The 25450-nt window shown below is 66.7% G+C and carries 19 protein-coding genes; 8 read left to right on the top strand and 11 right to left on the bottom strand.

Annotated elements, in window-relative coordinates; translation table 11 throughout:
- The first annotated feature begins 143 nt into the window (after positions 1-143).
- Positions 144-3986 carry a DUF748 domain-containing protein gene (locus DID96_RS19740; protein ID WP_124600949.1) on the top strand — a complete coding sequence of 1281 codons (3843 nt, stop codon included), beginning with the start codon at positions 144-146 and terminating at the stop codon, positions 3984-3986.
- Between the two features lie 66 nt (positions 3987-4052).
- On the opposite strand, the gene DID96_RS19735 is transcribed toward DID96_RS19740, so the two are convergent.
- The gene (locus DID96_RS19735; RefSeq protein ID WP_185732303.1) at positions 4053-4280 is read right to left on the bottom strand and encodes a hypothetical protein; all 228 of its coding nucleotides are present in this window, start codon (positions 4278-4280) and stop codon (positions 4053-4055) included.
- Positions 4281-4559: 279 nt separating this feature from the next.
- Between DID96_RS19735 and DID96_RS19730 the strand changes: the two genes are divergently transcribed.
- Complete coding sequence (locus tag DID96_RS19730) at positions 4560-6248, top strand: alkaline phosphatase family protein (RefSeq protein WP_124600948.1); 1689 nt, start codon at positions 4560-4562, stop codon at positions 6246-6248.
- A 227-nt stretch (positions 6249-6475) separates the two neighbouring features.
- Positions 6476-6670 (top strand): YqaE/Pmp3 family membrane protein, encoded by a 195-nt coding sequence (locus DID96_RS19725; RefSeq protein WP_124600947.1) that lies wholly within the window; start codon positions 6476-6478, stop codon positions 6668-6670.
- A gap of 248 nt (positions 6671-6918) precedes the next feature.
- On the opposite strand, the gene DID96_RS19720 is transcribed toward DID96_RS19725, so the two are convergent.
- The 3 genes from DID96_RS19720 to DID96_RS19710 are packed head-to-tail and all read right to left on the bottom strand — an operon-like array spanning position 6919 to position 9510.
- Positions 6919-7086 (bottom strand): hypothetical protein, encoded by a 168-nt coding sequence (locus DID96_RS19720; protein ID WP_124600946.1) that lies wholly within the window; start codon positions 7084-7086, stop codon positions 6919-6921.
- Positions 7058-8065 carry a cytochrome d ubiquinol oxidase subunit II gene (gene cydB, locus DID96_RS19715; RefSeq protein WP_124600945.1) on the bottom strand — a complete coding sequence of 336 codons (1008 nt, stop codon included), beginning with the start codon at positions 8063-8065 and terminating at the stop codon, positions 7058-7060. The genes DID96_RS19720 and cydB overlap by 29 nt, the downstream gene beginning before the upstream one ends.
- Positions 8066-8097: 32 nt before the next feature.
- The gene (locus DID96_RS19710) at positions 8098-9510 is read right to left on the bottom strand and encodes a cytochrome ubiquinol oxidase subunit I (RefSeq protein ID WP_124600944.1); all 1413 of its coding nucleotides are present in this window, start codon (positions 9508-9510) and stop codon (positions 8098-8100) included.
- A 389-nt stretch (positions 9511-9899) separates the two neighbouring features.
- On the opposite strand from DID96_RS19710, the gene ltaE reads away from it, so the two are divergent.
- On the top strand, positions 9900-10913 hold the full coding sequence (gene ltaE / locus DID96_RS19705) for a low-specificity L-threonine aldolase (RefSeq protein WP_124600943.1): 1014 nt from the start codon (positions 9900-9902) through the stop codon (positions 10911-10913).
- Positions 10914-10942: 29 nt separating this feature from the next.
- On the opposite strand, the gene DID96_RS19700 is transcribed toward ltaE, so the two are convergent.
- On the bottom strand, positions 10943-11851 hold the full coding sequence (locus tag DID96_RS19700; protein ID WP_124600942.1) for an HTH-type transcriptional regulator ArgP: 909 nt from the start codon (positions 11849-11851) through the stop codon (positions 10943-10945).
- A 244-nt stretch (positions 11852-12095) separates the two neighbouring features.
- On the opposite strand from DID96_RS19700, the gene DID96_RS19695 reads away from it, so the two are divergent.
- Positions 12096-13175 carry a tartrate dehydrogenase gene (locus DID96_RS19695; RefSeq protein ID WP_124600941.1) on the top strand — a complete coding sequence of 360 codons (1080 nt, stop codon included), beginning with the start codon at positions 12096-12098 and terminating at the stop codon, positions 13173-13175.
- A gap of 121 nt (positions 13176-13296) precedes the next feature.
- Here DID96_RS19695 and DID96_RS19690 read toward each other — a convergent pair whose 3' ends face one another.
- The 4 genes from DID96_RS19690 to DID96_RS19675 form a co-directional block, all read right to left on the bottom strand.
- Positions 13297-14367, bottom strand: coding sequence for a PAS domain-containing protein (locus DID96_RS19690; RefSeq protein WP_124600940.1), 1071 nt, complete (start codon positions 14365-14367; stop codon positions 13297-13299).
- Positions 14368-14529: 162 nt separating this feature from the next.
- Entirely contained in the window at positions 14530-15495 is a 966-nt protein-coding gene (locus DID96_RS19685; RefSeq protein WP_124600939.1) for a PDR/VanB family oxidoreductase, read from the bottom strand.
- Between the two features lie 133 nt (positions 15496-15628).
- The gene (locus DID96_RS19680) at positions 15629-17089 is read right to left on the bottom strand and encodes an NAD-dependent succinate-semialdehyde dehydrogenase (protein ID WP_124600938.1); all 1461 of its coding nucleotides are present in this window, start codon (positions 17087-17089) and stop codon (positions 15629-15631) included.
- Between the two features lie 27 nt (positions 17090-17116).
- Positions 17117-18274 carry a Rieske 2Fe-2S domain-containing protein gene (locus tag DID96_RS19675; protein ID WP_124600937.1) on the bottom strand — a complete coding sequence of 386 codons (1158 nt, stop codon included), beginning with the start codon at positions 18272-18274 and terminating at the stop codon, positions 17117-17119.
- A 367-nt stretch (positions 18275-18641) separates the two neighbouring features.
- On the opposite strand from DID96_RS19675, the gene DID96_RS19670 reads away from it, so the two are divergent.
- Genes DID96_RS19670 through DID96_RS19660 form a run of 3 tightly spaced genes read left to right on the top strand, consistent with a single transcriptional unit; the run spans position 18642 to position 22212 of the window.
- Positions 18642-20087 (top strand): cytosine permease, encoded by a 1446-nt coding sequence (locus tag DID96_RS19670; protein ID WP_124600936.1) that lies wholly within the window; start codon positions 18642-18644, stop codon positions 20085-20087.
- Positions 20088-20115: 28 nt separating this feature from the next.
- Positions 20116-21258: a porin gene (locus DID96_RS19665; protein WP_311767756.1), complete on the top strand. Its 1143-nt coding sequence runs from the start codon at positions 20116-20118 to the stop codon at positions 21256-21258.
- Positions 21259-21270: 12 nt separating this feature from the next.
- Positions 21271-22212 carry a LysR substrate-binding domain-containing protein gene (locus DID96_RS19660; protein ID WP_124600935.1) on the top strand — a complete coding sequence of 314 codons (942 nt, stop codon included), beginning with the start codon at positions 21271-21273 and terminating at the stop codon, positions 22210-22212.
- A 113-nt stretch (positions 22213-22325) separates the two neighbouring features.
- On the opposite strand, the gene DID96_RS19655 is transcribed toward DID96_RS19660, so the two are convergent.
- The gene (locus DID96_RS19655) at positions 22326-24491 is read right to left on the bottom strand and encodes a hypothetical protein (RefSeq protein ID WP_260463948.1); all 2166 of its coding nucleotides are present in this window, start codon (positions 24489-24491) and stop codon (positions 22326-22328) included.
- 67 nt (positions 24492-24558) lie between these two features.
- The gene (locus tag DID96_RS38965) at positions 24559-24969 is read right to left on the bottom strand and encodes a hypothetical protein (RefSeq protein WP_260463947.1); all 411 of its coding nucleotides are present in this window, start codon (positions 24967-24969) and stop codon (positions 24559-24561) included.
- Positions 24970-25450 lie beyond the last annotated feature (481 nt).

The raw sequence follows: 25450 nt of genomic DNA, 5'->3' as shown, positions 1-25450 counted from the left end.
GAGCCGCCGCGGCTGTCCGAACGGCGAACGCGGCGGCGCCTGATCGGCGTTCCGTCACTCCCTGAGCCTATACTTTCGGGATAGTCGGCCCGGGCGCCCCGGCTTTCCGGATCGCCCGGCCGTCGTTTCCCTGGCATTCGAGCATGGCAAGTCAAGACAAAGTAACCGCAAACTCGACTCTTCGCGCCCTCGGCGGCGTCGTGCGCTCACGCCGGACCCGGCGTATCGGCCTCGGCGTGCTGATCTTCCTCGTTTTGTTTGGACTGCTCGGGTTCTTCGCCGCGCCGCCGCTGATTCGCCATGTCGCGGAGCAGCAACTGAGCCAGCAGCTCGACCGTCCCGCGACGATCCGGCGGATTGCGCTGAACCCGTACACGCTGAACCTCGAAGCCGACGGCATCCATCTCGGCGAGCGCGGCGGGCAGGGCGACTTCATCGACATCGGCAAGCTTGTCGTGCGGCCGTCGTGGACGTCGCTGTTTCGTGGCGCGCCGATCGTCAACGAGGTCCGACTCGACGCGCCGCGCTTCCGGATCGTCCGCTACGACGCGCAGCGCTTCAACTTCACCGACCTGATCGAGAAGTTCTCGAAGCCGTCGAAGCCGGCAGGCAAGCCGACCTATTTCTCCGTGTCGAACATCCAGATCAACGACGGCCGGATCGATTTCGACGACCGCCTGCTGAACGAGAAGCACGTCGTCGACAACTGGACGCTCGGCATCCCGTTCATTGCGACGCTGCCGTCGAAGACCGACATCTTCGTGCAGCCGAAGCTGCGCGCGCGGTTCGACGGCAGCCCGATCGCGCTCGACGGCAGGACGAAGCCGTTCGCGCGGTCGCGCGAATCGGAGATCGAACTGAAATTCGACCGGATCGACGTGCCGAAGCTGATCTCGTACGTGCCGACGAAACTGCCGGTCGCCGTGCAGAGCGGCCTGCTCAGCAGCAACCTGACGGTCAACTTCGTGATGAGCGGCGCGGAACCGGCGCTGCGCGTGTCCGGCACCGTCGACCTGAACGACGCGAAGGTGACGAGCGTGGCGTCCGAGCCGCTGTTCGCCGCGCGCGGCGTGCACGTCGCGGCGGCCGGCCTCGAGCCGCTGCGCAACGTCATGCACTTCGACGAGATTCGCGTCGACCAGCCGGTCGTCGATCTCGCGCGCGACCGGCAGGGTGTGCTGAACGTCGAGAAGCTCGCCGCGCGCCCCGCGGCCGAGCCGAAGGCGAAGGCGCCGTCGGCCGCGCCGGCGGCGTCGGGCGTGGCCATGCCGGCAGCGGCGAGCGCGGCGCAGCCCGCATCGGGCGGCGAAGCGCAGGCCGCAACGAACGCAACGACTGCAACAACCGCAACGAAAGCGCAGCCGCTCGACCTGACGATCCGCCACTTTGCGATCGACGGCGGCACGATCAATCTCGACGACCGCGTGCCCGCGACGCCGACCATGCTGTCGCTCACGCGCCTCGCGGCGACGCTTGACAGCTTCACGCTGCAGGGCAACACGCCGGCGAAGTACACGCTGTCGACATCGCTGTCGCGCGGCGGCGACGTGAAGGCCGAAGGCGCATTCAGCGTCGCGGCGAAGCAGGCGCACACGAAGCTGACGGTCGATGCGCTCGCGCTGCCCGCGCTGCAGCCTTACCTCGGCGAGGCGACGCGCGCGCGCGTGCTCGACGGCACGCTGGGCGCGACGGTCAACGCGAAGGCCGACTGGGGCAAGACCCCGCTCGACGCGCAGGTTGCCGACAGCGAAGTGAGCGTGAAGGCGCTGAAGGTCGCGACGCCGGACGCGAAGGCGCCCGCGATCGTGCTGCCCGACGCACAGGCGAAGATCGCGAAGGTCGATCTTGCCGCGCGCACCGCGCAGATCGCGAGCGTCGATGCGAGCGGGCTCGCACTCGACGTGACGCGGCTGAAGGACGGCCAGATCGATCTCGCGGCGCTCGCGAGCCCCGCGCAGAAGGCGCTGCCCGCGCGCACGGTCGCGCGCAAGGCGGAGGCCGCCGCGCCGTCGTGGCATTACCGGATCGACGCGCTGAACGTGAAGGACGCGACCGCGAACTACACGGACCTGTCGACGCCGCGTCCGGTGAAGCTCGCGATCAAGCCGCTGCAGCTGTCGGTGGAGAAGCTCAGCGACGACCTGACGAAGCCGCTGCCGGTGAAGCTGCAGGCGACGCTGAACCGCAAGGGCTCGCTGAACGTGTCGGGCGATGTCACTGCGCAGCCGCTGAAGCTCGGCCTGAAGATCAATGGCGACCGTCTCGACGCGGCGGCGTTCGAGCCGTATTTCGGCAGCGCGCTGAACGTGACCGTCGCGAGCGCGCTGCTCAATGCGAACGGCAACCTGACGTTCGCGCAGGCGAACGACGCGATGCGCGCGTCGTATCGCGGCGACGCAGCGCTCGTCGACGTGCGGATGCTCGACAAGGCGACGTCCGACCCGTTCGGGGGTTGGCGCTCGCTCGCGCTGTCGAACCTGAAGGCGACCTACGACGAGAAGGGCACCGACGTCGACGCGTCGCGCGTGACGTTCGCGAACTTCTACGGCCGTGTGCTGCTCGACGCGCAAGGGCGGCTGAACCTGAAGGACATCGTCGCGAAGGAAAGCGGCCCCGCGCAGTCACTGACGCGCGACGCCAGCAAGGGCAAGGGCGAGGCGGTGCCGCTGTCGCCACCGCGGGCATCGGCTCCGGCCGCCACGCAGGCGGCGTCAGCTGCCGTTGCGCAGCAGGCGTCGGCACCGGCTGCCGCGTCGGCGCCGGCGCTCGTCAAGGCCGCGACGCCGCCGCAGAACCCGGTGCGGATGCATTTCGGCGAGCTCGTGCTGCAGAACGGTCGCGTGAATTACACGGACAACTTCATCAAGCCGAACTACACGGCGAACCTCGTCGCGATCAAGGGCACGGTCGGCGCGTTCGGCACGGATTCGACGACACCCGCGCCGGTCGACGTCGACGCGAACCTCGCCGGCAACGGGCCGATCTCGATCAAGGGCACGGTCAATCCGCTGATCGAGAAGCCGGCGCTCGACCTGACCGCGACCGCGCACGACATCGAGCTGACCAACCTGACGCCGTATTCGGCGAAGTACGCGGGCTACCCGATCACGAAGGGCAAGCTCAACGTCGACCTGCACTATCAGCTCGCGAACGACCAGCTATCGGCGAACAACCATATCTTCATCGACCAGCTGACGTTCGGCGACCACGTCGAGAACGACACGGCGACGAAGCTGCCGGTGAAGCTCGCGATCGCGCTGCTGAAGAACTCGCGCGGCGAGATCGACGTGAACCTGCCGGTGTCGGGTTCGCTGTCGAATCCGGAATTCAGCGTCGGCGGGCTGATCTGGCGCGCGGTGCTGAACCTGATCGCGAAGGCCGTCACGTCGCCGTTCACGCTGCTCGCGCACGCGTTCGGCAGCGGCGGCGAAGAGCTTGGCTACGTCGAGTTCGCGCCGGGCAGGTCCGATCTGAGCGACGCGCAGCAGCAGAAGCTCGATACGGTCGTGAAGATGCTGAACGAGAAGCCGTCGATCCGCCTCGACCTGATTGGCCGCGTCGATCCGGACAAGGACACGCCGGGGCTGCGCGACGCATACGTCGACCGGCTCGTGCGGCAGCAGAAGCTGAAGGACGTCGTCGGGCAGGGCGAGAGCGTCGATCCGCGCACGGTGAAGGTCGAGCCGGCCGAGTACCGCACCTACCTGACGCGCGCGTACAAGGCCGCCGACTTCAAGAAGCCGCGCAACCTGGTCGGCCTGCAGAAGACCCTGCCGGACGACGACATGAAGCGGGCGCTCGCCGAGCACGCGCCGGTCGACGAGGGCAGCCTGCGCATGCTCGCGCAGGACCGCGCGCAGTCGGTGCGTCAGTACCTCGAAGGGAAGATCGATTCGAGCCGGATGTTCATCGTCGCGCCGAAGCTCGATGCGAAGGGCATCGACGACAAGGGCGCGACGACACGCGTCGACTTCGGCTTGAAGTAATCCCCGTCGCACTTCCGCTGCTGCGTCCCGGCGCCCCGGCGTCGTTTTGGGCGCGGCAGCGGAACGTCATTCAGTGCAGCGCGCGGCAACGGGCTCGCGCTTGTCCAGCTCCTTCCTCGCCGCCAGCGGCAGACGCGGATCGTCCCATTGCGTCAACCACTGGATTTCCTTCGCCGTGAAGACCTGTCCGTAATTGCGCAGCGCGTACTGCAGCGCATCGACGACGTGATGTCGGATGATTTCGGGGGTGCGTGCGTCGTCCAGCACGAACCGGAAGGCTTCCAGGGTCGACATTCTCGTGCTCCGGGTCAGGGAAAACCCTTTATTACACGCCAATAGTCGGGTGCCAAGCCGACAAAAATCCATGGATCAGCCCGATCCCGGTGCGGCTCCGCTCGCGTGATCGCCAACGCATCGCAGCCCTCGCATTGCGACTGATTCGTGTCACTTGCGATTGGTTACGTTTGACAGACAACAGAAAGCCTCGCTTCACGGGAGCGCCCCACAGCTCGGCGATATTGACGCGCCTGTTCGCAGGCGAAGCGGTCCAACGTCAATCGATGAGGTGGGGTGATGATTTCGTTCTTCGGTAAGCAGCGGAAGCTGGCTATGGTGGTGGCGGGCGCGCTGGCGCTCGCGAGCGCATGTGCGTATGCGCAGCAGGGCGAAGGGAATCAGGGCAACCAGGACAATCAAGGGAACCGCGGCGACCACGGCCGCCGTGTCGTGAAGCACGTGCTGCTGCTCAGCATCGACGGCCTGCACGAGCAGGATCTCGCACGCTGCATCGGCGCGAACACGTGCCCGAACGTGGCGGCGCTCGCGCAAAGCGGCGTGACGTACACGAACGCGCATACGCCGGGCCTGTCGGATTCGTTTCCGGGCCTCGCGGCGCTGCTGACGGGCGGCTCGCCGAAGACGGCCGGCCTGTTCTACGACGTGTCGTATGACCGCACGCTGTATGCGCCGACCGACACGACCTGTTCGGGCCAGCAGGGCTGGAACGTCGTGTTCGACGAAACGACCGGCATCGACGCGATGAACGGCGGCGCGCTCGTGAACCTCAACGGCGGCGGTGCATTCAACCCGCAGGCGATCCCGAACGCGCTCGTGAACGGCAAGTGCGTGCCGGTGTATCCGCACAACTACGTGAAGACGAACACCGTGTTCGAGGCCGTGAAGGCCGCGATCCCGAATGCCCGCACCGCGTGGGCTGACAAGCACGCATGGGGCTACGACTGGGTGAACGGCCCGTCGGGCAAGGGGGTCGACGATCTGATGCGCACCGAGATCAACTCGATCGACCCGGTGACGAAGACCGATTACTCCGACGTCTATTCGCACACCGCGCAGTTCGACAACCTGCACGTGCAGGCGCTGATCGACCAGATCGACGGCAAGGATTCGACCGGCAAGGCCGCATCGGTGCCGACGGTGTTCGGTGCGGACTTCCAGACGCTGAGCGTCGCGCAGAAGGCGCTGGTGACGAAGGGCGGCGGCTACATGGACGCGAACTTCACGCCGAACGGGCAAGTCGCGAACGCGATCACGTATATCGACAACTCGATCGGCCGGATCGTCGCCGAGCTGAAGCAGCAAAACCTGTACAGCTCGACGGCCGTGATCGTGACGGCGAAGCACGGCCAGTCGCCGACCGATCACACGAAGCTCGTGAAGAACGGCGACACGCTGACGGCGCTGCTCGAACAGAACAACTACCTCGACAAGAACGGCAACTTTGGCCAGAACAATACCAAGTCGGGCAACCTGAACGACGGTACGGGCCTCGTCAACACGGGCTTCGTGCAGACCGACGACGTCGGCCTGATCTGGCTGCGCGATCGCAACCAGCGCACCGCCGTCGTCAAGACGCTGAAGGCGAACCTCGGCTGCAACGCGCCGGGGATCTGTGCGGACGGTCCGCAGGCGTACATCCTGTACGGCGCGGCGCTCGCCGACCGCTTCGGCGATCCGGCCAACGGCCGCACGCCGGACATCATCGTGCAGCCGAATCCGGGCGTGATCTACACGTCGAGCACGAAGAAGGACGAGGAGCACGGCGGCAACGCGCCGGATGACAATCACCTCGGCCTGCTCGTGTCGTACCCGGGCCTCCATCGCGCGCGCACGGTCAACGACTATGTCGGCACCAAGCAGGTCGCGCCGACGATCCTCGGGCTGCTCGGCGCCGATCCGGACCTGCTGCACGCGGTCGTCGTCGAGCATACGCGCGTGCTGCCGGGGCTCGGCATCGAGCACTGACAGACAATCAGGTAGGGCCGCTTGCCGCCCGGGGGCGGCAGGCGGCAGGCGCGGCGCCGGGCAGTCGACGGCGCCGCGTTCGCATTTGCGCGAGGCTGGATGCATCGCGTGATGCGTGGATCATCGGCGACCATGCCGCGCCGGACGAACGATGCTTGAATTTGCCGGCGCGAAACGCCATATTGACCGCGCATTACCCGTTCAACGACGTACCAAGAGGACCACTCATGCGTCTGCTTCTCGCCCTGCTGGTGCCGTGGCTGCAGTTCTTCACGATCGGCCGCCCGATTGCCGGCCTGATCTGCCTGATCCTGCAACTGACGCTGATCGGCTGGATCCCGGCCGCGATCTGGTCGGTCTATGCGCTGAGCCAGTACAAGACCGATCGCAAGATCGAAGCGGCGCTGGGCCAGCGCCGCTGAGCGTGACTGGTTCGGGCGGTCTTGTCGTCCGGCTCACGACACAGCCGGCCCGTCCAGTTCCAACGCGCGCGCCAACAGCCAGTCGATAGAACGGGCCGCGTAGCGTGTCGGAGACGTCCGTGCCGGCCTGATCAAGGCGATGTGCGCGACGCCGTGCAGGCGGTGACGGGCGATGACGGGCGGGATGCGATGCGGGCCGCGTGCCGCGCGCGGCGAACCGGTCGCACGGCGAGACCGGCCCGACACGCTTACTTCACGGCAAACAGCGTCAGGTTCATGAAGATCTTGAACACATAGCCGAGCGTCACGGCGCCTGCGACGCCGCCGGCCCACAGCAGCACGAACCACATCCAGCCGCGCAGTTTCGAGCGCGGCGCGGCGTCGTGCTCAGTGGTGGTAGTAGTGCTGGTCTTCATGACGCACCTTCCCTCGGAATACCCAGTAACCCATCGTCGTGTAGGCGATGATGATCGGCAGGATAACCGCTGCGCCGACCAGTGTGAAGGTCTGGCTCGAACGCGGCGCCGCTGCTTCCCAGATCGTCATGGTCTGCGGAATCGCATACGGGAACAGGCTGACGAGCAGGCCGACGTAGCCGAGCAGCACAAGCGCCAGTGCGAGCACGAACGGCGTCATGTCGTGCCGGCTGCGCACCGCGCGATACATCCACACCGCACAGCCCGCGACCAGGAACGGCACCGGCAGCAGGCGCCAGAACAGCCCCGAATCGAACCAGCGTTCGGCGATCGCCGGATCCTGCAGCGGCGTCCACAGGCTGACGATCGCGATGAAGCCGAGCAACACGACGGTCAGCGGCCACACGACGCGATGCAGGCGCCGCTGCAGGTCGCCTTCGGTCTTCGCGACGAGCCAGCAGCAGCCGAGCAGCGCGTAGGTGACGATCAGGCCGAGGCCGGTCAGCAGGCTGAACGGCGTGAGCCAGTCGAACGCATCGCCGGCGAACACGCCGTCCTTGACCTGGATGCCCTGCAGGAATGCGCCGAGCGCCACGCCCTGGAAGAACGTCGCGCCGGCCGAGCCGCCGATGAACGCGAGATTCCACAGCTGCTTGGTGCGGCGCGCCTTCGCGCGGATCTCGAACGACACGCCGCGGAAGATCAGGCAGACCAGCATGAACACGAGCGGCAGGTACAGCGCGGACAGCACGGTCGAGTACACGACCGGGAACACCGCGAACAGGCCGGCGCCGCCGAGCACGAGCCAGGTCTCGTTGCCGTCCCACACGGGCGCGACCGTGTTCATCATCAGGTCGCGTTCCTTCTCGTCCGGGAAGAACGGGAAGACGATGCCGATGCCGAGGTCGAAGCCGTCGAGCACGACGTACATGAAGAGCCCCAATGCGATGATCGCGGCCCAGATTACGGTGACGTCCATGAAATTCCTCGTATGCGTGTTGGGTGGGCCGTTCAGACGGTCTCGATCAGTTCGTCGACGGCCGACATCGGGCGGCGCGCGGTGTGGTCGGGGCGCGTGTCCGGTGTGTCGTCATGCCTGACGTCGGGCAGCGCGGGGCCGGCCTTCATCAGCTTGAGCATGTAGTAGACGCCGGTGCCGAACACGAGGAAGTACACGATCACGAACGTCATCATCGAGATGCTGACCTGCTGCGCGGTGAGCGGCGACACGGCATGCGCGGTGCGCATCACGCCGTAGACGACCCACGGCTGGCGGCCCGCTTCGGTCGTCACCCAGCCGGCGAGCAGCGACACGAAGCCGGTCGGGCCCATTGCGAGCGCGAAGCGCTGGAACCCTTTCGATTCATACAGGCGGCCGCGGCGGCGCAGGAACCATGCGAGCGCGGCGAGACCGATCATCGCGAAGCCGAGGCCGACCATGATCCGGAAGCTCCAGAACACGACCGTCGAGTTCGGCCGGTCTTCCGGCGCGAATTCCTTCAGGCCGCGGATCTCGCCGTCCCAGCTGTGCGTGAGGATCAGGCTGCCGAGATGCGGCACCTTCACCGCGTAACGCGTCGTTTCGGCCTGCATGTCGGGAATGCCGAACAGGTTCAGCGGCGTGCCGCCCTTCTCGGTTTCCCACAGGCCCTCGATCGCGGCGATCTTCGCGGGCTGGTGCTTCAGCGTGTTGATGCCGTGCTGGTCGCCGATCAGCGCCTGCACCGGCGCGAGCACCAGCAGCAGCCACAGCGCCATCGAGAACATCTTCTTCACGCCGGGGTCGCGGCGGCCCTTCAGCAGGTGCCATGCGCCGGTCGCGGCGACCACCAGCGCGGCCACGATGAACGCGGCGATCGCCATGTGGAACAGGCGGTACGGGAACGACGGGTTGAAGATGATCGCGAACCAGTCGGTCGGCACGACGCGGCCGTCGACGATCTCGAAGCCCTGCGGCGTCTGCATCCAGCTGTTCGACGCGAGGATCCAGAACGTCGAGATGATCGTGCCGATCGCGACCATCAGCGTCGCGCCGAAGTGCGCGCGCGGGCCGACGCGGTTCCAGCCGAACAGCATGATGCCGAGGAAGCCGGCTTCGAGGAAGAACGCGGTCATCACTTCGTACATCAGCAGCGGGCCGGTGACCGAGCCGGCGAAGCTCGAGAAGCCGGACCAGTTGGTGCCGAACTGATAGCTCATCACGACCCCGGAGACGACGCCCATCCCGAACGCGACCGCGAAGATCTTCGACCAGAACAGGCACAGGGTCTTGTAGTACTGCTTGCCGGTTTTCAGCCAGCGGTATTCGAGCACCGCGATGAAACTCGCGAGGCCGATGCTCAGTGCCGGAAAGACGATGTGAAAGGAGACGGTGAATGCGAACTGCAGGCGGGCCAGATCGAGGGCCGAGAAAGCGGTATCCATACCAGTTGACCGATGCTGTCGATACCCGCCGGCGGGGCTGCCGGCGGACCCTGGCCAATGGCGGCTGCAGGGTTGGCTGGAGTATGGGACGCGATGTTGCGGCGCGAAATGTGCCAACTCGTCGCAGATGTCCAGCCCGCGCGCGGCCTTTGCGGGGTAAATCGTTGATTCGTATCAAGAACGCGGTGCGTGGCGCCCGCGCGTGCGATGCGGCGGCCTGCCGCACCTGCGTCAATATGGCGCGTTGCGGCATTCCGGCCGCGGCGTGCTGCGCGGCCGGCCCGCCGCCGTCCGGCAAGCGCACGGCGAATTGCGTACACTCTGAGTCTCGTTTCTGCACCGCCGGTATCGGAGGTCCGTATCGGCATGCGTTCACTCAGGGACCACTGATGATCGATTTACGCAGCGATACCGTGACGCGTCCGAGCCCGGCGATGCTGGCCGCGATGACTGCCGCCGAAGTCGGCGACGACGTGTGGGGCGACGACCCGACCGTATTGCGCCTGCAGGCCGCGACGGCCGAGCGCGCGGGCAAGGAGGCCGGCCTGTTCTTTCCGAGCGGCACGCAGAGCAACCTCGCCGCGCTGATGGCGCATTGCGAGCGTGGCGACGAATACATCGTCGGCCAGCTCGCGCATACCTACAAGTACGAAGGCGGCGGTGCGGCGGTGCTCGGCAGCATCCAGCCGCAGCCGATCGAGAATGCGCTCGACGGCACGCTGCCGATCGACAAGATCGTCGCCGCGATCAAGCCGATCGACAACCATTTCGCACGCACGCGCCTGCTCGCGCTCGAAAACACGATCGGCGGCCGCGTGCTGCCGACCGGCTACGCGGAAGAGGCCGTCGCGGTCGCGCGCAGCCGCGGGTTGTCCGCGCATCTCGACGGCGCGCGCGTCTGCAATGCGGCGGTCGCATCGGGCCGCTCGATCGCCGAGCTGGGCGCGCCGTTCGACACGATGTCGATCTGCTTCTCGAAGGGCCTCGGCGCGCCGGTCGGCTCGGTGCTGGTCGGCAGCCGGCCGCTGATCGAGCGCGCGCATCGCTGGCGCAAGGTGCTCGGTGGCGGGATGCGGCAGTCGGGCATTCTCGCGGCGGCGTGCCTGTATGCGCTCGAGCACAACGTCGAGCGGCTCGCGGACGACCACGCGAATGCCGCGCATCTCGCCGAGGGGCTCGCGCGCATCGACGAGGTGAAGGTGCTGTCGCATGCGACGAACATGGTGTTCGCGCAGTTTCCCGAAGCCGACTGCGCGCCGCTCGAGGCATGGCTCAGCGCGCGCGGGATCCTCACGCAGATGCTCTACGCGTCGCGCTTCGTCACGCATTGCGACGTGTCGCGCGATGACATCGACACGTTCGTCGACGCGGTCGGCGCGTACTTCGCGCAGCGGCGCGGGTAACGGGAGAGCGTCGAACGACGGCGCAACGTTCAGCGCGCGAGCGGCGCGAGCAGCCGCCGCGCCGCTTCGACGACGCGCGTGGACAGCGACGCCATCGCCGGTGACTGCACGGTCCATGCATGCCAGTACAGCGTGACGTCGGTCGGATGCCGCGGCGCGAGATCGACGAGCCCTTGCGCGTCGAGCGGCGTGTCGCCGAGCAGCGGCGCCGGCACCATCGCATAGCCGAGCCCGTGCTGCACGGCCGCGAAATGCGCATGCGTACCCGGCACGTAGTGGCACGGGTACGCGCCGACGGGCAGCCCGAATTTTTCCTCGAGAAACGACGACTGCAGCGTGTCGCGCCGCGAATACGCGACGACGGGCGCGCGGCGTGCGCTCGTGCGGGTCAGGCCGCGCGGAAACCAGTGCGCGGCGAACGCGGTCGCGGCGAGCAGCCGGTAGCGCATCGTGCCGAGCGGCGTCGCGACGCAGCCGCGCATCGGCTTCGGCTCGGTCGTCACGCAGCCGACCGCCATCCCGCTTTCGAGCAGCGCGAACGTGTGGTCCTGATCCTCGACGATCAGCTCGAACAGGATGCGTTCGCCGGCCAGCACCGATGTCAGCGCGGGCAGGAACCAGGTGCCGAGGCTATCCGAGTTCAGCGCGATCGTGACCGAGATCGGTGATTCGCGCTCGGCCGCGAGTGCGCTTTGCAGATCGGCCTGCAGAATGGCGACGCGGCGCAGGTGCTGCAGCACGCGCTGGCCCGCGACGGTCGGCCGGCACGGCCGCGTGCGCAGCACGAGCGGCGTGCCGAGGCTCGCCTCCAGCGCGCGCACGCGCTGCGTGACGGCGGACGCGGTCACGTGCAGGCGGCCGGCCGCCTGCTCGAAGCTGCCGGTGTCGGCGACGGCCAGCAGCGCGGCGGCCTGCTTCGGATCGAGCGTCATCGACATGGGGGTGACGAGGTCCTTTGAAGGTGAACAAACAGTGAGGGGCCGGAGACGCACGCGCGTCGCCGGCGCAACGCGCGATTGTCCACGAAACGTGCGAAATGCGTCCACAGTCCGGCCGATTATCCGCGGCGCGCTTTCCGGCATCCTAGCGTGCATGCGGTGCGTGCATTCCGCGCAGGCAGCCGCGACACGCAGAAACACACCGAAACACACCGAGACACAAAGACGCAACGGAGAACGAACGATGAGCAAGGTATTCAGGATCGCCGCGATCGCGGGTGACGGGATCGGCCAGGAAGTGATGCCGGAAGGCGTGCGCGTGCTGCAGGCCGCGTGCGCGAAATTCGGCCTGAACCTCGAATTCACGCATTTCGAATGGGCGAGCTGCGACTACTACCTGCAGCACGGCAAGATGATGCCGGACGACTGGCACGAAACCCTGCGCGGCTATGATGCGATCTACTTCGGCGCGGTCGGCTGGCCCGACAAGGTGCCCGATCACATCTCGCTGTGGGGTTCGCTGCTGAAGTTCCGCCGCGAATTCGACCAGTACGTGAACCTGCGTCCGGTGCGCCTGCTGCCCGGCGTGCCGTGCCCGCTCGCGAACCGCAAGCCCGGCGACATCGATTTTTACGTGGTGCGCGAGAACACCGAAGGCGAATACACGTCGGTCGGCGGCAAGATGTTCGAGGGCACCGACCGTGAATTCGTGCTGCAGGAAGCGGTGTTCACGCGCCACGGCGTCGACCGTATCCTCAAGTACGCGTTCGAGCTCGCGAACACGCGCCCGCGCAAGAAGCTGACGGCGGCGACCAAGTCGAACGGCATCGCGGTCAGCATGCCGTACTGGGACGAGCGCGTCGCGGCGGTCGCGGCCGGCTATCCGGACATCGCGTGGGACAAGCAGCACATCGACATCCTGTCCGCGCGCTTCGTGCTGCAGCCGGACCGCTTCGACGTCGTGGTCGCGTCGAACCTGTTCGGCGACATCCTGTCCGACCTCGGCCCCGCATGTACTGGCACGATCGGCCTCGCGGCGTCGGCGAACCTGAATCCGGAGCGCACGTTCCCGTCGCTGTTCGAGCCCGTGCACGGCTCGGCGCCCGACATCTTCGGCAAGAACATCGCGAACCCGATCGCGATGATCTGGTCCGGCGCGATGATGCTGGATTTTCTCGGCGACGGCGACGCCCGCTTCAAGGACGCGCACGACGCGATCATGCGCGCGATCGAGACGGTGCTGGTGGACGGGCCGCGCACGCCGGACATGGGCGGCACGGCGGATACGACGGCCGTCGGCAAGGCGGTCGCGGCGGCGATCTGACGCCGCAAGCGTGATGCGCGAGGCCGGATTCGGGATGCCGAACACCGGCCCGCCGCCGCACATGCGGCTGATCAGACGCCGAACGCCGAACGCCAAACGCGCATCGGCGCGCGCCCCCGGCTCAGTGCGGCGTGACCGCCGCTTTCGGCTGCGTCGCGAACGCGATCGCGTCGGCCGGTTCCGCCGCGCGGCACACGGCCGTGAGCTGCAGCCCTTCACCGTCATCGGCGGGCTGCACGTGCCCCTGTTCGAGCAGCAGCCGGAACGTGCCGTCCGGCAACAGCGCGCGGTACAGCGCGCGATAGTCGCCCTGACGGGCGAGCGCATCCTGCACCGCGGCTTCGCGCGCCGCGCGGTCGTCCGCGTGCACGCGCGCCTGCAGCTCCGCATGGCGGCGCGGCGCGGCGGCCGTCTCGACGCCGAACAGCCGGCACCATTCATCCGACACGTTTACTTCGTCCTGCACCGGCCGCCACTGCCATGCGCCGCGCCCGGCCAGGCGCTCGCCGTCGGCGAGCAGCGCGATCTGCGCGCGCAGCTGCTGTTCGACCGCCTTGCGCGCGCTGATGTCGATCGTCGTGCCGACCATCCGGGTCGGCCGGCCCGCATCGTCGACGAGCGTCGCGGTGCGCGATTCGATCCAGCGCACCGTGCCGTCGGGCAGCACGATCCGGAATTCCCACACGTACGGCTCGCGCGCGGCGACCGCCTGCTGCAGCGCCTGGCTGTTGAGCCAGCTGCGTTCCTCGGGATGCAGGATCTCCCAGAATTCCTCGTTGCTGTGGATTTCGCGGCCGTACAGCTTCGCGCAGTTGGCCGAATAGATCAGCTCGTCGCTGACGAGATTCCATTCCCATGTGACGATGCCGGCTGCTTCCTGCGCCTGCTTCATCCGCGCTTCGCTCGACACGATCTCGGCCGTGTAGCGGCGGCGCAGGTCGGTCATCGGCAGCTCGGTCTGCGCGCCGAGGCCGAGGTCCTTCACCGCGTCGTCGCCGTAGCGCAGCCAGACCCAGTTGACGTCGAGGAACGCGGCCAGCTTGCGCAGGTTCGAATAGTCGATTTCGCCGCCGCGCGTCCACTTGTGCACGGCCGGCCGCGAGATGCCGACCACGTCGGCCACCTGCTGCAGGCTCAGCTTCTTGTGCTCGAGGAGCACCTTGAGACGGAACGCGAACGTATCCTCGGACATCCATTCCTCTTTGTGACGGCGGCGCGCGGCCAAACGACAAGGGCGGCATGGCCCGCGGCCGCATCGTGCGGGCCGCGGGCCATGCCGCCGCGTCGGGAGGGGATGGCGCGCCGGGTTTCCCTGTATCCGCCGTAGTTTAACGGATACGGCGCGAGGAAAAATTTACAGGTCGATCACGAGCCGAGGCGTGCGCGCACGCGACACGCACAGCAGGATCGTCTTCTGCGCGGCCTTCTCGTCGTCGTCGAGATACTGGTCGCGGTGATCGGCCTCGCCTTCGAGGATCGCGACCTCGCAGGTGCCGCACACGCCTTCGCGGCACAGCGATTCGATCTTCACGCCCGCGCGCTCGATCGCCTGCAGGATCGTCGTGTCCTCGGGCACCTCGAGCTCCAGCCCCGAGCGCGCGAGCACGACCGTGAACGCCTGGCCGGCCGTGTCGGTCGCGGCGAACTGCTCGGAATGGAGCTGCGCCTTCGGCCAGCCGAGCAGCGCCGCGTTCGCATACACGGCGTCGTTCAGGCCTTGCGGGCCGCACACGTACACGTGCGCGTCGGCCGGCAGCGACTTGAACAGGCGCAGCAGGTCGAGGCGCTGGCCGAGGCTGTCGACATACGTGTGCACGTTCGCCGCGTGCGGGCCGGCCTTCAGTTCGTCGACGAACGCGCCGTGCTCGGGGCTGCGATACGCGTAATGCAGTTCGAGCTCGAGCTCGCCGCCCGGCCGATGCTCGGCGAGCTGCGCGAGGAACGGCGTGATGCCGATGCCGCCCGCGATGAACACGTGACGGCGCGCGCGGCGGTCGAGCTCGAACAGGTTCGCGGGCGAGCCGATCGCGAGCCGCGTGCCGGCCGTCACGCGCTCGTGCATGAACGCCGAGCCGCCGCGCGACGCTTCCTCGCGGCGCACGGCGATCTGGTAGTGCCGCGTGTCGTGCGGCGAGCTGAGCAGCGAATACGCGTTGTGATGCCACGCGTCGCCATCCTGCAGCGACACGAGCACATGCGCGCCGCCGCTGAACGGCGGCAGGGTCGCGCCGTCGGGCAGCCCGAGCGTGAAGCGTTTGATCAGCGGGGTCAGGGTCTCGACGGCGACGACGTCAACGGAGATCGATTCACGGGCGTTCATCATGCGTTCCTTTGCCGGCGGGCGGATCGGACGGGCGCCGCGCGGCGGGTATTGCTGGGGTCGTTCGGTCCGGGATACGACGCGCAGCGGCCGAAGCCGCCGCGCGCACAACGGGGATCAGGGGATCAGGGGATCAGGCGCTCACGCCGCCCATGCACAGGTATTTGATCGACAGGAAGTCTTCGATCCCGTACTTGGAGCCTTCGCGTCCGATGCCGGACTGCTTGACGCCGCCGAACGGCGCCACTTCGTTCGAGATCAGTCCGCTGTTGATGCCGACGATCCCGTACTCGAGCTGCTCGGCGACGCGCCATACGCGGCCGATGTCGCGGCTGTAGAAATACGCGGCGAGGCCGTAGATCGAATCGTTCGCGAGCCGCACGACTTCGTCGTCGGTCGTGAAGCGCACGATCGGCGCGACCGGCCCGAAGATCTCCTCGGTCAGCACGGCCATCCCGGGCTTCGCGTCGGCGAGCACGGTCGGCGCATAGAAGTTGCCGCCGCGCGGATGCGGCGCGCCGCCCACCAGCACGCGCGCGCCTTGCGCGAGTGCATCGCGCACGAGGCCGTCGACCTTGTCGCGCGCGGCTTCGTTGATCAGCGGGCCGATGTTGACGTCCGCGTCGAAGCCGTCGCCGACATTGAACGCCGCGACGCGCGCGGCGAACCGGCGGCAGAACTCGTCGTACACCGAATCGTGCACGAAGAAGCGGTTCGCGCACACGCAGGTCTGGCCTGCATTGCGGTACTTCGACAGCAGCGCGCCTTCGACAGCCTTGTCGAGATCGGCGTCGTCGAACACGATGAACGGTGCGTTGCCGCCGAGTTCGAGCGACATCTTCTTGACCGTGTCCGAGCACTGGCGCATCAGCAGCCGGCCGACTTCGGTCGAGCCCGTGAAGGTCAGCTTCTTCACGAGCGGGCTCGACGTCATTTCCGCGCCGATCTCGCGCGACTTGCCGGTCACGACGTTGACGACACCGGCCGGAATGCCGGCCTGCTCGGCGAGCGCCGCGAGCGCGAACGCGGACAGCGGCGTCTCGTTGGCCGGCTTGATCACGATCGTGCAGCCCGCGGCGAGCGCCGGCGCGGCCTTGCGGGTGATCATCGCCGCCGGGAAATTCCACGGCGTGATCGCCGCGCACACGCCCACCGGCTCCTTCGTCACGACGAGGCGCTGGTCCGGGTTCGGGCTCGGGATCACGTCGCCGTCGATACGCTTCGCCTGCTCGGCGAACCATTCGACGAACGATGCCGCATACGCGATCTCGCCGCGCGCTTCGGCGAGCGGCTTGCCCTGTTCGCGCGTCATCAGCGCCGCGAGGTCTTCCTGGCGGGCCATGATCAGCTCGAACCACGCGCGCAACAGGCGTGCGCGCTCCTTCGCGGTGGTCTTGCGCCAGCTCGCAAACGCCGCGTGCGCGGCATCGATCGCGGCACGCGTCTCGGCCGCGCCCATGTTCGGCACGCGCGCGATCAGCTCGCCCGTCGACGGGTTGGTGACGTCGAGCGTCGCGCCGTCGTCGGCGCCGCGCCACACGCCGGCGATGTATGCCTGCTCACGCAGCAGGCCCGGTTGTTCAAGGGAGGTCATGTCGGTGTCGTCCTGGTGCGGGTTGGGTCAGTCCTGGCAGTCCTGGTACTGCTGCGCGAGCAGGTTGTGAAAGTGCGCGATGCCGTGTTCGCTGACGCCGCTGCGGCGCGGGTCGACCATGATCCGGCCCTGGCCGCGATAGCCGCGCGACTTCAGGCCCTTCTGCACGCTTTCGACGAGGCGCAGGTCTTCCGGGCGGAACACGTTGCGGTACCACTCGATCAGGTTCTTCTGGTAGTCGGTCAACTCTTCGTTGAGGAAGTAGATGTCGTAGTGCTGCAGCGTGACTTCCGCGCTGACCGGGAATTCATAGATCACGGTCATGAAGTCGGCACCCGGCGGCACGTTGAACATCGTGCACGGCCACGCCCAGAAGCCCTGGAAGCTCGCGTCGGTGATCGACGGGTCGAGCTTGAACGAGCGCTCCGACGACTCCGCGTAACCGTACTGCAGCGTCCAGTTGCCGTGCAGCGTGTGCGTGTACTTGTCGATCTTCACCGAGTCGGAGAAGCCGGGGTGCGCGGGGCCGCAGTGATAGCACTCGAGATAGTTGTCGACGATCGACTTCCAGTTCGCGGGCGTCTCGGTGACGAAGCGCGCGGCCAGCTTCAGATCGTCGATCACCGGGCACGCGGCGCGCAGGCGGTCCTGCATGCCCGGCAGCTGGTCTTCGACCGTGCCCGCGTCCGGATTCAGGTTGATGAACACGAAGCCCGCGTATTCCTCGACCTTGACCGGCACGAGGCTCGAGTTCTCCTTGTCGAATTCCAGCACGTGATCGCAGTTGTTCGCATGCGCGAGCGCGCCGTCGAGCTTGAAGGTCCACGCGTGGTACGGGCAGGTGATCACGTTCTTCGCCTTGCCGCTGCCTTCGAGGAGCTGGTGGCCGCGGTGCGGGCACACGTTGTAGAACGCGCGCAGCACCTTGTCCTTGCCGCGAACGATCAGGATGTTCTCGCCGATCACTTCGCGCGTCACGTACTGGTTCGCTTCGGCCAGCTCGCTGCGGTGCGCGACGCAGATCCACGTGTCGGCGAAGATCTTCTCTTCCTCCGCCTTGAACACCTCCTGCGACGTGTAATAGGTCTTCGGGATCGTCCACGCGAGTTCCGGGTTCGCGCAGAAATCGGCCGGGAGTTGCGGCAGCTTGGCTTTCTGGTGGAATTCGATCGGCAGGTAGGTCATGATGGCGTCGGGCTCTGAAAATTAACTATCGGTTACGATGAAACTAACGGTTAACGAAATATAGGGGATGTGCGCCTTGATTTGGATCAGGGTTATCCCGAGATGGACGGATCGCAATCGCCGAAGATGGCGGAATTTGTCTGATATTTGCGTTTGGTCACAAGCCGCGACTATTTTTAGAAACGTCAATAGGCGAATGCGCCAGTAGGGTCGCCTAATTGAACTGCGTACCATTGTTAACCAGTAGTTCATTGTTAACTGAAAGTAACGACGGCGGCATGCGATCGACCGCCGTGCCGCCGGCCGGGCTCGCGCCCGGCCGGCGGCCGGTGCGCGACCGGCGCCGTCGGACGCACATGGAGGAGACATGAGACAGGACGCAGTGGCCCATGGACTGGCGGTGGACGCCAGCCGGGGCAAATCGCGCATCGAGGCGCGCTCGATCGATTACGTGCCGCTCGCGGAGCGGCGCGGCAAGGCGTGGCATCTGTGGCCGGTGTGGTTTACCGGCGACGCGAATCTCGCGACGATCGCGTGCGGCGCGATCGGGGTCAGCATGGGCGGCAACCTGCTGTGGAGCGCGATCGCGGTGCTGATCGGCAACCTGCTCGGCACGTTCTTCATGGCGTTCCACTCGAGCCAGGGGCCGCAGCTCGGCCTGCCGCAGATGATCCAGTCGCGGCCGCAGTTCGGCTACATGGGCGCGCTGCTCGTGTGGGTCGTCGCGCTCGTCACGTATGTCGGCTACAACTCGTTCAACCAGCTGATGGCGGGGCAGACCGCGCATCACCTGCTCGGCACCGAGCCGCACGTCAGCTATATCGTGTTCACCGCGATCGCGGTGGCGCTCGCGGTGTTCGGCTACGACCTGATCCACAAGGCGCAGCGCTGGCTCGCGATCGCGCTGCTGATCGCGCTGACGGTGTTCAGCGTCGGCATCTGCGTGAAGGTGCCGTTCCCGGCCGACCAGCTGTCGTTCGCAGGCTTCAAGGCGACGCCGTTCCTCGTGCAGCTGTTCGCGGCCGCCGCTTATCAGCTGTCGTGGTCGATCTACGTGTCGGACTATTCGCGCTACCTGCCGCCGACGACCGGCGTGCGCGCGACGTTCTGGTGGACCTTCACGGGCGCGCTGATCGGCGGCGTGTGGATGATGCTGGTCGGCACGGCTGCCGCCGCGCTGAACTCGAAGATCGAGATCGCCGACGCGGTGCAGCGCGCGGGCGACGCGATCCATCCGGGTTTCGGTTCGATCACGCTGCTGCTGTCGCTGCTCGGGTTGCTCGCGATCACGGGCCTGAACTTCTACGGCGCGTCGCTGACGCTGCTCAGCATCACCGACTCGTTCAAGCCGCTGAAATCGAGCGCCGGCAAGCGCATCGTGAGCCTCCTGATCGTCGCGTTCGTCGCGACCTCGCTCGCGTTCGCCGCGTCCGACGACTTCATGGGCAAGTTCGGCGACTTCCTCGGCATCCTCGGCTACCTGTTCACGCCGTGGACCGCGATCAACCTCGTCGACTTCTTCCTCGTCCGTCATACGCACTACTCGGTGCGCGAGATCTTCAACCCGCGCGGCATCTACGGCCGCTGGAACTGGCGTGGCCTGACCGCGTACGCGATCGGCTTCGTCGCGATGATCCCGTTCTTCAAGACCGAGCTGTACAGCGGCCCCGTCGCGCGCGCGCTCGGCGGCACCGACATCGCGATGCTGGTCGGCCTGCCGGTTGCCGCACTCGTCTATCTGTGGGCCTGCCGTTCGCTCGATATCGAAGCCGAACGCGAACTCGTCCAGGAGGCCGATCGCGGCCTGAACTGATCCGTCACAACCGAACTCCCCCCACTCGATGAAAAGCATTGTTTCGAAGGCGCTGCCGCTGGCAGCGCTGGCTTTGGCGTGCGCGGCGACGGACAGCCGCGCGCAGAGCAGCGTCACGCTGTACGGCGTGCTCGATGCCGGCATCACCTACGTGTCCAATACGGGCGGCGCGCACGTCGTGAAATTCGACGACGGCGTCGCGTACGGCAACCGCTTCGGGCTCAAGGGCACCGAGGATCTCGGCGGCGGACTGAAGGCGGTGTTCGTGCTCGAGAGCGGCTTCCATCTCGGCAACGGCAAGCTCGGCTTCGGCGGCGCCGAATTCGGGCGGCAGGCATATGTCGGATTGCAGGACGACTGGGGCACGCTGTCGTTCGGCAACCAGCTCGACATCACCAACGAACTCGTGTCGATCTACAACATCTCGGCGTGGGGCAGCGGCTATGCGATCCACCAGGGCGACTTCGACCGCTTCAACGGCGACCGCCTGCCGAACTCGGTGAAGTTCCTGTCGAGCGACCTGAGCGGCCTCAAGTTCGGCGCGATGTATTCGTTCGGCAACGTCGCCGGCAACTTCCACCGCAACAGCGCGTGGAGCGCGGGCGCGAGCTTCACGAAGGGCGACTTCTCGATCGGCGCCGCGTACACGCGGCTGAACAATCCGAACGGCATCTACGCGTTCGATCCGTACGCGATGATCGGCACGCACACGTTCCTCGGGCAGCAGACCGTGACCGTCGATCCGGCGACCGGCGCGCGCACCGACCTGTTCGCCGACACGCCGATGAACGTCGACAGCCAGGGCACGTTCGGCGTCGGGTCGAGCTACACGATCGGCAAGCTGACGCTGGACGCCAACTACTCGTACACGACGATCAAGGGCTTCGGCCAGTCGTCGCACATGCAGTCGTACGAAGGCGGCGGCTCGTACCAGTTCACGCCGGCGCTGAGCCTGATCGCGGGTTATCAGCACACGCGCTTCGAAGGCCACCACTGGAACATGGGCAGCGCGGGCCTTCACTATCTGCTGTCGAAGCGCACCGACGTCTACCTCTCCGGCGATTACCTGCGCGCGTCGCAGGGCGTCGATGCAGTGATCGGCTACAGCTTCACGCCGTCGACGACGCAGACGCAGGCCGACGTGCGGATCGGCATGCGGCATTCGTTCTGACCGGAGCATGCGATGAACGATGCGGCCGTCACGCCCGAACTCGGCGACCTGCGCGTGTTCTGCATGGTCGCGCGCAAGGCCAGCTTCAGCGCGGCGGCCGACGCGCTCACGATGTCGTCGTCGTACGTGAGCAAGCGGGTCGGGATGCTCGAGGCGAGCCTCGGCATCCGCCTGCTGCACCGGTCGACGCGCCGCGTCGCGGTGACGGATGCCGGCGAGCGCGTGTACGCATGGGCCGAGAAGATCCTCGACGACGTCGAGCATCTGGTCGAGGATGTGTCGACGACGCGCCGCGTGCCGCGCGGCACGTTGCGCGTGTCGAGCAGCTTCGGGTTCGGCCGCAACGTCGTCGCGCCGGCGCTTGCCGAACTGTCGGACCGCTATCCGCAGCTCAACGTGCGGCTCGAGCTGTTCGACCGGATCGTCGACGTCGCGGCCGAAGGCTTCGATGTCGACGTGCGGATCGGCGACGAGATCGCCGGCCGCCTGATCGCGAAGCAACTCGCGTCGAACTACCGCGTGCTGTGCGCGTCGCCCGACTATCTCGCGCGGCACGGCGTGCCGAAGCAGGTTGGCGATCTCGCGTCGCACGCGTGCGTCGCGATCAAGGAGCGCGACCATCCGTTCGGCGTATGGCGGCTCGACGAGCGCGGCGAGACGGTGTCCGTGCAGGTGACGGGGCCGCTGTCGAGCAATCACGGCGAGGTTGCCGTGCAATGGGCGCTCGCCGGGCGCGGCATCGTGCTGCGCTCGATCTGGGACGTGCAGCCGCTGATCGACGCGGGCCGGCTGCGGCGCGTGCTGCCGGGCGTCTCGCAGCCCGCGAACGTGTGGGCCGTCTATCCGGCGCGGCTCGCGCAATCCGCGAAGGTGCGCGCGTGCGTCGAGTTCCTGAAGGAGGCGATTGGGGAATCCGGCGTTCCGGCGCGGCGCGAACCGGCGATGTGGGACTGACCTCGCCGCGCGCCACTCGCCACTCGCCACTCGCCACTCGCCCGCAAAAGAACGCCCGCCTTGCGGCGGGCGTCTTCAGTTCGCGCCTCCGTCGCGCGATGCCTGTCGGCAAGCTATTGCCAGGCGGGTGCCGGCGTGATCTGCGTCGTGTACGCGGTCGCGGGCAGCAGCGTAATCGTCGAGTTGCTCTGCCCGCCGTACGTTTCATGCACGGTGCCGAACGTCACGCCGGTGACCGGCACCACCACCGATTGCCCGTCGCTGCGCGATGCGCTGACCGTGATCGACTTGCCCGGCACGAGCGTGGCGGCCACGCTCGACGTGTCGAACACGAGCCGCTGCTTCGCGAGCACGCCGGCGTCGGATAGGTATGGGCTGCGGAGCGGCAGGCCCTTGTAGTACTTGTTGTACTTTTTCAGCACCGCGCTCAGCAGGTCGCCGAGCAGGAAGCTCGTGCCGCTGTACGCGCGCAGGTTCGACTGGTGGAACATCAGCGGCCGCATGTCGAACGTGAGCAGGTAGCTCACGAGCGTATCCGACACCTTGTCCAGCACCTGCGGATAGGTCAGGTCATAGCCCCACTTCGTCGGATCGATGCCGTTCGCGCCGTAGAAGTAGTTGTACTCGTTGACCCATTCCTGCGGCTGCGACACGTTGTAGAACAGCGCGGTCGCATAGCGCGGGATCTCGAAGATGTTCGGGTTCACGCAGTTGTACTTGCCCGCGTTGAACGGCGGCAGCGGCCAGTTGACGCCATTGTTGTTCGTCGGGCAGTTCGCCGTGCCGACGGGCGGCGTAGGCTTCGACGAATCCGAAACCAGCACCGTGATGCCGAAACCGTTCAGCGCGCCGAGCGTCGTCGCGTTATAGAGCCCGGAGATCTCCGGCGTGACGATCACGGTCGTGTTGTAGTTCTCGAAGCCGAACGTCTGCGCGACGTTGTCGTTGTTCTGCAGCTCGGACGTGACCTGCGCGGCCGTCGTCGTGAACGGCGGGTCGAGCAGGATGTGGTCGTACGTGTGCGTGATCCACTTGAAGTCGTATTCGTTCGCGTTGGTCTCGGTCGACAGCGTATCGGTGCCTGTCGTCGGGTAGTTGCCGAGGCCGCCGTAAGCGGTGCCGTAGCCCGACCCGTTGAACGCCAGCGTGAACTTCAGCGCACCCGCATTGGCCGTGTTGGAGTTGGTGGTGTCCTGCCAGTTCATCGTGTTGTCGAAGTCGGTGCCGACGGTCCGGTACTCGCAGGCGGTCGTGCCGGTGTTCGGGTTCGTCGAGCCGACGGGGCTGCCGAGCGGACACTGGCCCTGAGGGCTCGTCGATGTGTACACGCAGGGGTTGTTGGGCTGGCAGTTACCGTTTCTGACGTCGTACCACAGGCCCGTATAGTCCGACACCGCATACGGGAAGATCTCGTCCGGAATGCCGTTGTCGTCGACCTGCGGATCCATGTACACGTGCCGCACGCCGACGAACAGCCCACGCGTGACCCAGTTGACGAGGCCGTACGACAGCGTCATCGAGTGCATCAGATACGGATTGTTGTCGAACGAGACCGCCATGATCTCGCGCGACGTGCTGTCGCCCGCGACGGGCGTCGTGTTGCCGAACAGGCAGGTCGACGCGACCGAATACGTGACGTTGTTGGTGCCCGTGCCCTGGACCTGCGTCGTCGTCGTCGTGCCGGCCGGCAGCGGGCTCGCGGGCGACATGAAGTACGTCCACGCGTTCTGCACGGTCAGCGGGTTCGCTGCGCTCGTGCCGGCGTTCATGTACGCGAACAGCGTCTTGCCGGTGGCCGTCAGCGTCGTGTTGAGCGGCGATGCCGTGGTGTCGCGGTAGCCGACGTACTGCATGCAGCCTGTGTCGCCCGGCCACGTGTAGACGCTCGCGAGCCGCACGTTGTACTTGAACTGGTAGCGCGCGAGCGTCGTCGCGAGCGCGCCGCCGGTGAACGGGTTCATGAACCGGGCATCGCTGATCGGCATGATGATGCCCTGGTACTTCGCGTGGTCGCCGGTTTCGAGCGCCGGCAGCGTCGGATTGTTGGTGTCGTAGCTGTAGATCGTGTACGGCACGCCCAGGCGATCGAGAATCGTCTGTGTCGCCTGCAATTCAGGACTGTTGCCGGCCTGCTGACTGGCGAGCACCAGCACCTTCAGGTCGATCTGCGCATCAGCCGGAACGGCCTGCGCGACCTGGGCGGCGGCGCACAGCGCCGCGGCGGCCAGCCCGCGCACCACGGGCCCCGGTTTGCAAAAAAACGTTCGCGTTGCAGTCATGGCAAACCTCACGTATCGGTTATCTGATCGATGAACCTCTTCCCCGACAATGAAGCGACCGTGGCGCTTATAGCGGATTCGGCTTGATCTTCTGCTTGCTGTTCACTTCGCTTGGATGCGGGCCGGTCGGCAGCGACGGGAATTTGGCCGCGATGCTGCCTTTCACCGGCAGCGAGCCATGACCAACATGGCGTTGTGATTTGCCGGCAGCGAATGCCGCGGGCGAACCGAGCGCGGCGGCCGCGACGGCCCCCGCACACAGGCCGGTCAGCAGCGCGCGCCACACGCTCGGCGATTCGTTCGTACGTCGTACTTTCATGGTGTCCTCCTGAAGCGACTGACGTTGTTCGATACGTTGCAAAAACGACTTACTGCCCGGCGGCCTGCCCGGCATGTATGTCGGGCAGCGGCCCCTGGAATCGGTGGGGTCAACAAGACGGATTTCCCGTACCGGCCGGCGGCCGGTCTGGCGCGGCATCAGTGGTGCGGTGGCGCGGCCGCATGCGTGCGGGCACGTTCGAGGTGGTGTCGTAACGCCGGTGCCGCGCGTCGACGATTTTGAGGGGGAGGCAAGCGAGCAATGTGCCACGCGATTCAAGTCAATGATTTCATTGGTGATTTTTTTCCATATGGGTAAGGTTCCCCATTTCGGCGCGAGAAAAACGTTTCATAGGTGATCCGCCTGCCGACACGCGCGGCGCCACGCGCGTGGCCTCATGCGGCGTCTGCATGCGTGCGGGCGGTTTTGCCGCGCGTTGCGCCGGCATGATTGCGAGTGTTGCGCACGCGTATCGTGCGTTGGCGCACGCAGCGAACTGCTGCCCGTGACGCGCGCATTTTGTCCTAACCTTTAAACGCGCGCGGGGTGGCGCGCGTCCCGCCGGTGGAGGCTTGCGCGCCGCCGGGCCGGACGCGGGCACCGGCGTGCGCGGCAGTCGCCAGCGTTACGTTCGACGAAT

The sequence above is a fragment of the Burkholderia sp. Bp8963 genome (assembly GCF_003854275.1).
In the GTDB taxonomy this organism is placed as follows: Bacteria; Pseudomonadota; Gammaproteobacteria; order Burkholderiales; family Burkholderiaceae; genus Burkholderia.
The sequence above is the reverse complement of the archived record's forward strand: the minus strand, read 5'-3'. Positions and strand labels throughout refer to the sequence as shown.

What these genes read in the sequence shown, in the direction of transcription:
- DID96_RS19720 (WP_124600946.1), bottom strand. Translation starts at nt 7,086, where the DNA reads ATGAAGACCAGCACTACTACCACCACTGAGCACGACGCCGCGCCGCGC.
- cydB (WP_124600945.1), bottom strand. Translation starts at nt 8,065, where the DNA reads ATGGACGTCACCGTAATCTGGGCCGCGATCATCGCATTGGGGCTCTTC.
- DID96_RS19670 (WP_124600936.1), top strand. Translation starts at nt 18,642, where the DNA reads ATGAGACAGGACGCAGTGGCCCATGGACTGGCGGTGGACGCCAGCCGG.
- DID96_RS19685 (WP_124600939.1), bottom strand. Translation starts at nt 15,495, where the DNA reads ATGAACGCCCGTGAATCGATCTCCGTTGACGTCGTCGCCGTCGAGACC.
- DID96_RS19675 (WP_124600937.1), bottom strand. Translation starts at nt 18,274, where the DNA reads ATGACCTACCTGCCGATCGAATTCCACCAGAAAGCCAAGCTGCCGCAA.
- DID96_RS19725 (WP_124600947.1), top strand. Translation starts at nt 6,476, where the DNA reads ATGCGTCTGCTTCTCGCCCTGCTGGTGCCGTGGCTGCAGTTCTTCACG.
- ltaE (WP_124600943.1), top strand. Translation starts at nt 9,900, where the DNA reads ATGATCGATTTACGCAGCGATACCGTGACGCGTCCGAGCCCGGCGATG.
- DID96_RS19735 (WP_185732303.1), bottom strand. Translation starts at nt 4,280, where the DNA reads ATGTCGACCCTGGAAGCCTTCCGGTTCGTGCTGGACGACGCACGCACC.
- DID96_RS19655 (WP_260463948.1), bottom strand. Translation starts at nt 24,491, where the DNA reads ATGACTGCAACGCGAACGTTTTTTTGCAAACCGGGGCCCGTGGTGCGC.
- DID96_RS19740 (WP_124600949.1), top strand. Translation starts at nt 144, where the DNA reads ATGGCAAGTCAAGACAAAGTAACCGCAAACTCGACTCTTCGCGCCCTC.
- DID96_RS19680 (WP_124600938.1), bottom strand. Translation starts at nt 17,089, where the DNA reads ATGACCTCCCTTGAACAACCGGGCCTGCTGCGTGAGCAGGCATACATC.
- DID96_RS19710 (WP_124600944.1), bottom strand. Translation starts at nt 9,510, where the DNA reads ATGGATACCGCTTTCTCGGCCCTCGATCTGGCCCGCCTGCAGTTCGCA.
- DID96_RS19690 (WP_124600940.1), bottom strand. Translation starts at nt 14,367, where the DNA reads ATGTCCGAGGATACGTTCGCGTTCCGTCTCAAGGTGCTCCTCGAGCAC.
- DID96_RS38965 (WP_260463947.1), bottom strand. Translation starts at nt 24,969, where the DNA reads ATGCCGCGCCAGACCGGCCGCCGGCCGGTACGGGAAATCCGTCTTGTT.
- DID96_RS19730 (WP_124600948.1), top strand. Translation starts at nt 4,560, where the DNA reads ATGATTTCGTTCTTCGGTAAGCAGCGGAAGCTGGCTATGGTGGTGGCG.
- DID96_RS19665 (WP_311767756.1), top strand. Translation starts at nt 20,116, where the DNA reads ATGAAAAGCATTGTTTCGAAGGCGCTGCCGCTGGCAGCGCTGGCTTTG.
- DID96_RS19700 (WP_124600942.1), bottom strand. Translation starts at nt 11,851, where the DNA reads ATGTCGATGACGCTCGATCCGAAGCAGGCCGCCGCGCTGCTGGCCGTC.
- DID96_RS19660 (WP_124600935.1), top strand. Translation starts at nt 21,271, where the DNA reads ATGAACGATGCGGCCGTCACGCCCGAACTCGGCGACCTGCGCGTGTTC.
- DID96_RS19695 (WP_124600941.1), top strand. Translation starts at nt 12,096, where the DNA reads ATGAGCAAGGTATTCAGGATCGCCGCGATCGCGGGTGACGGGATCGGC.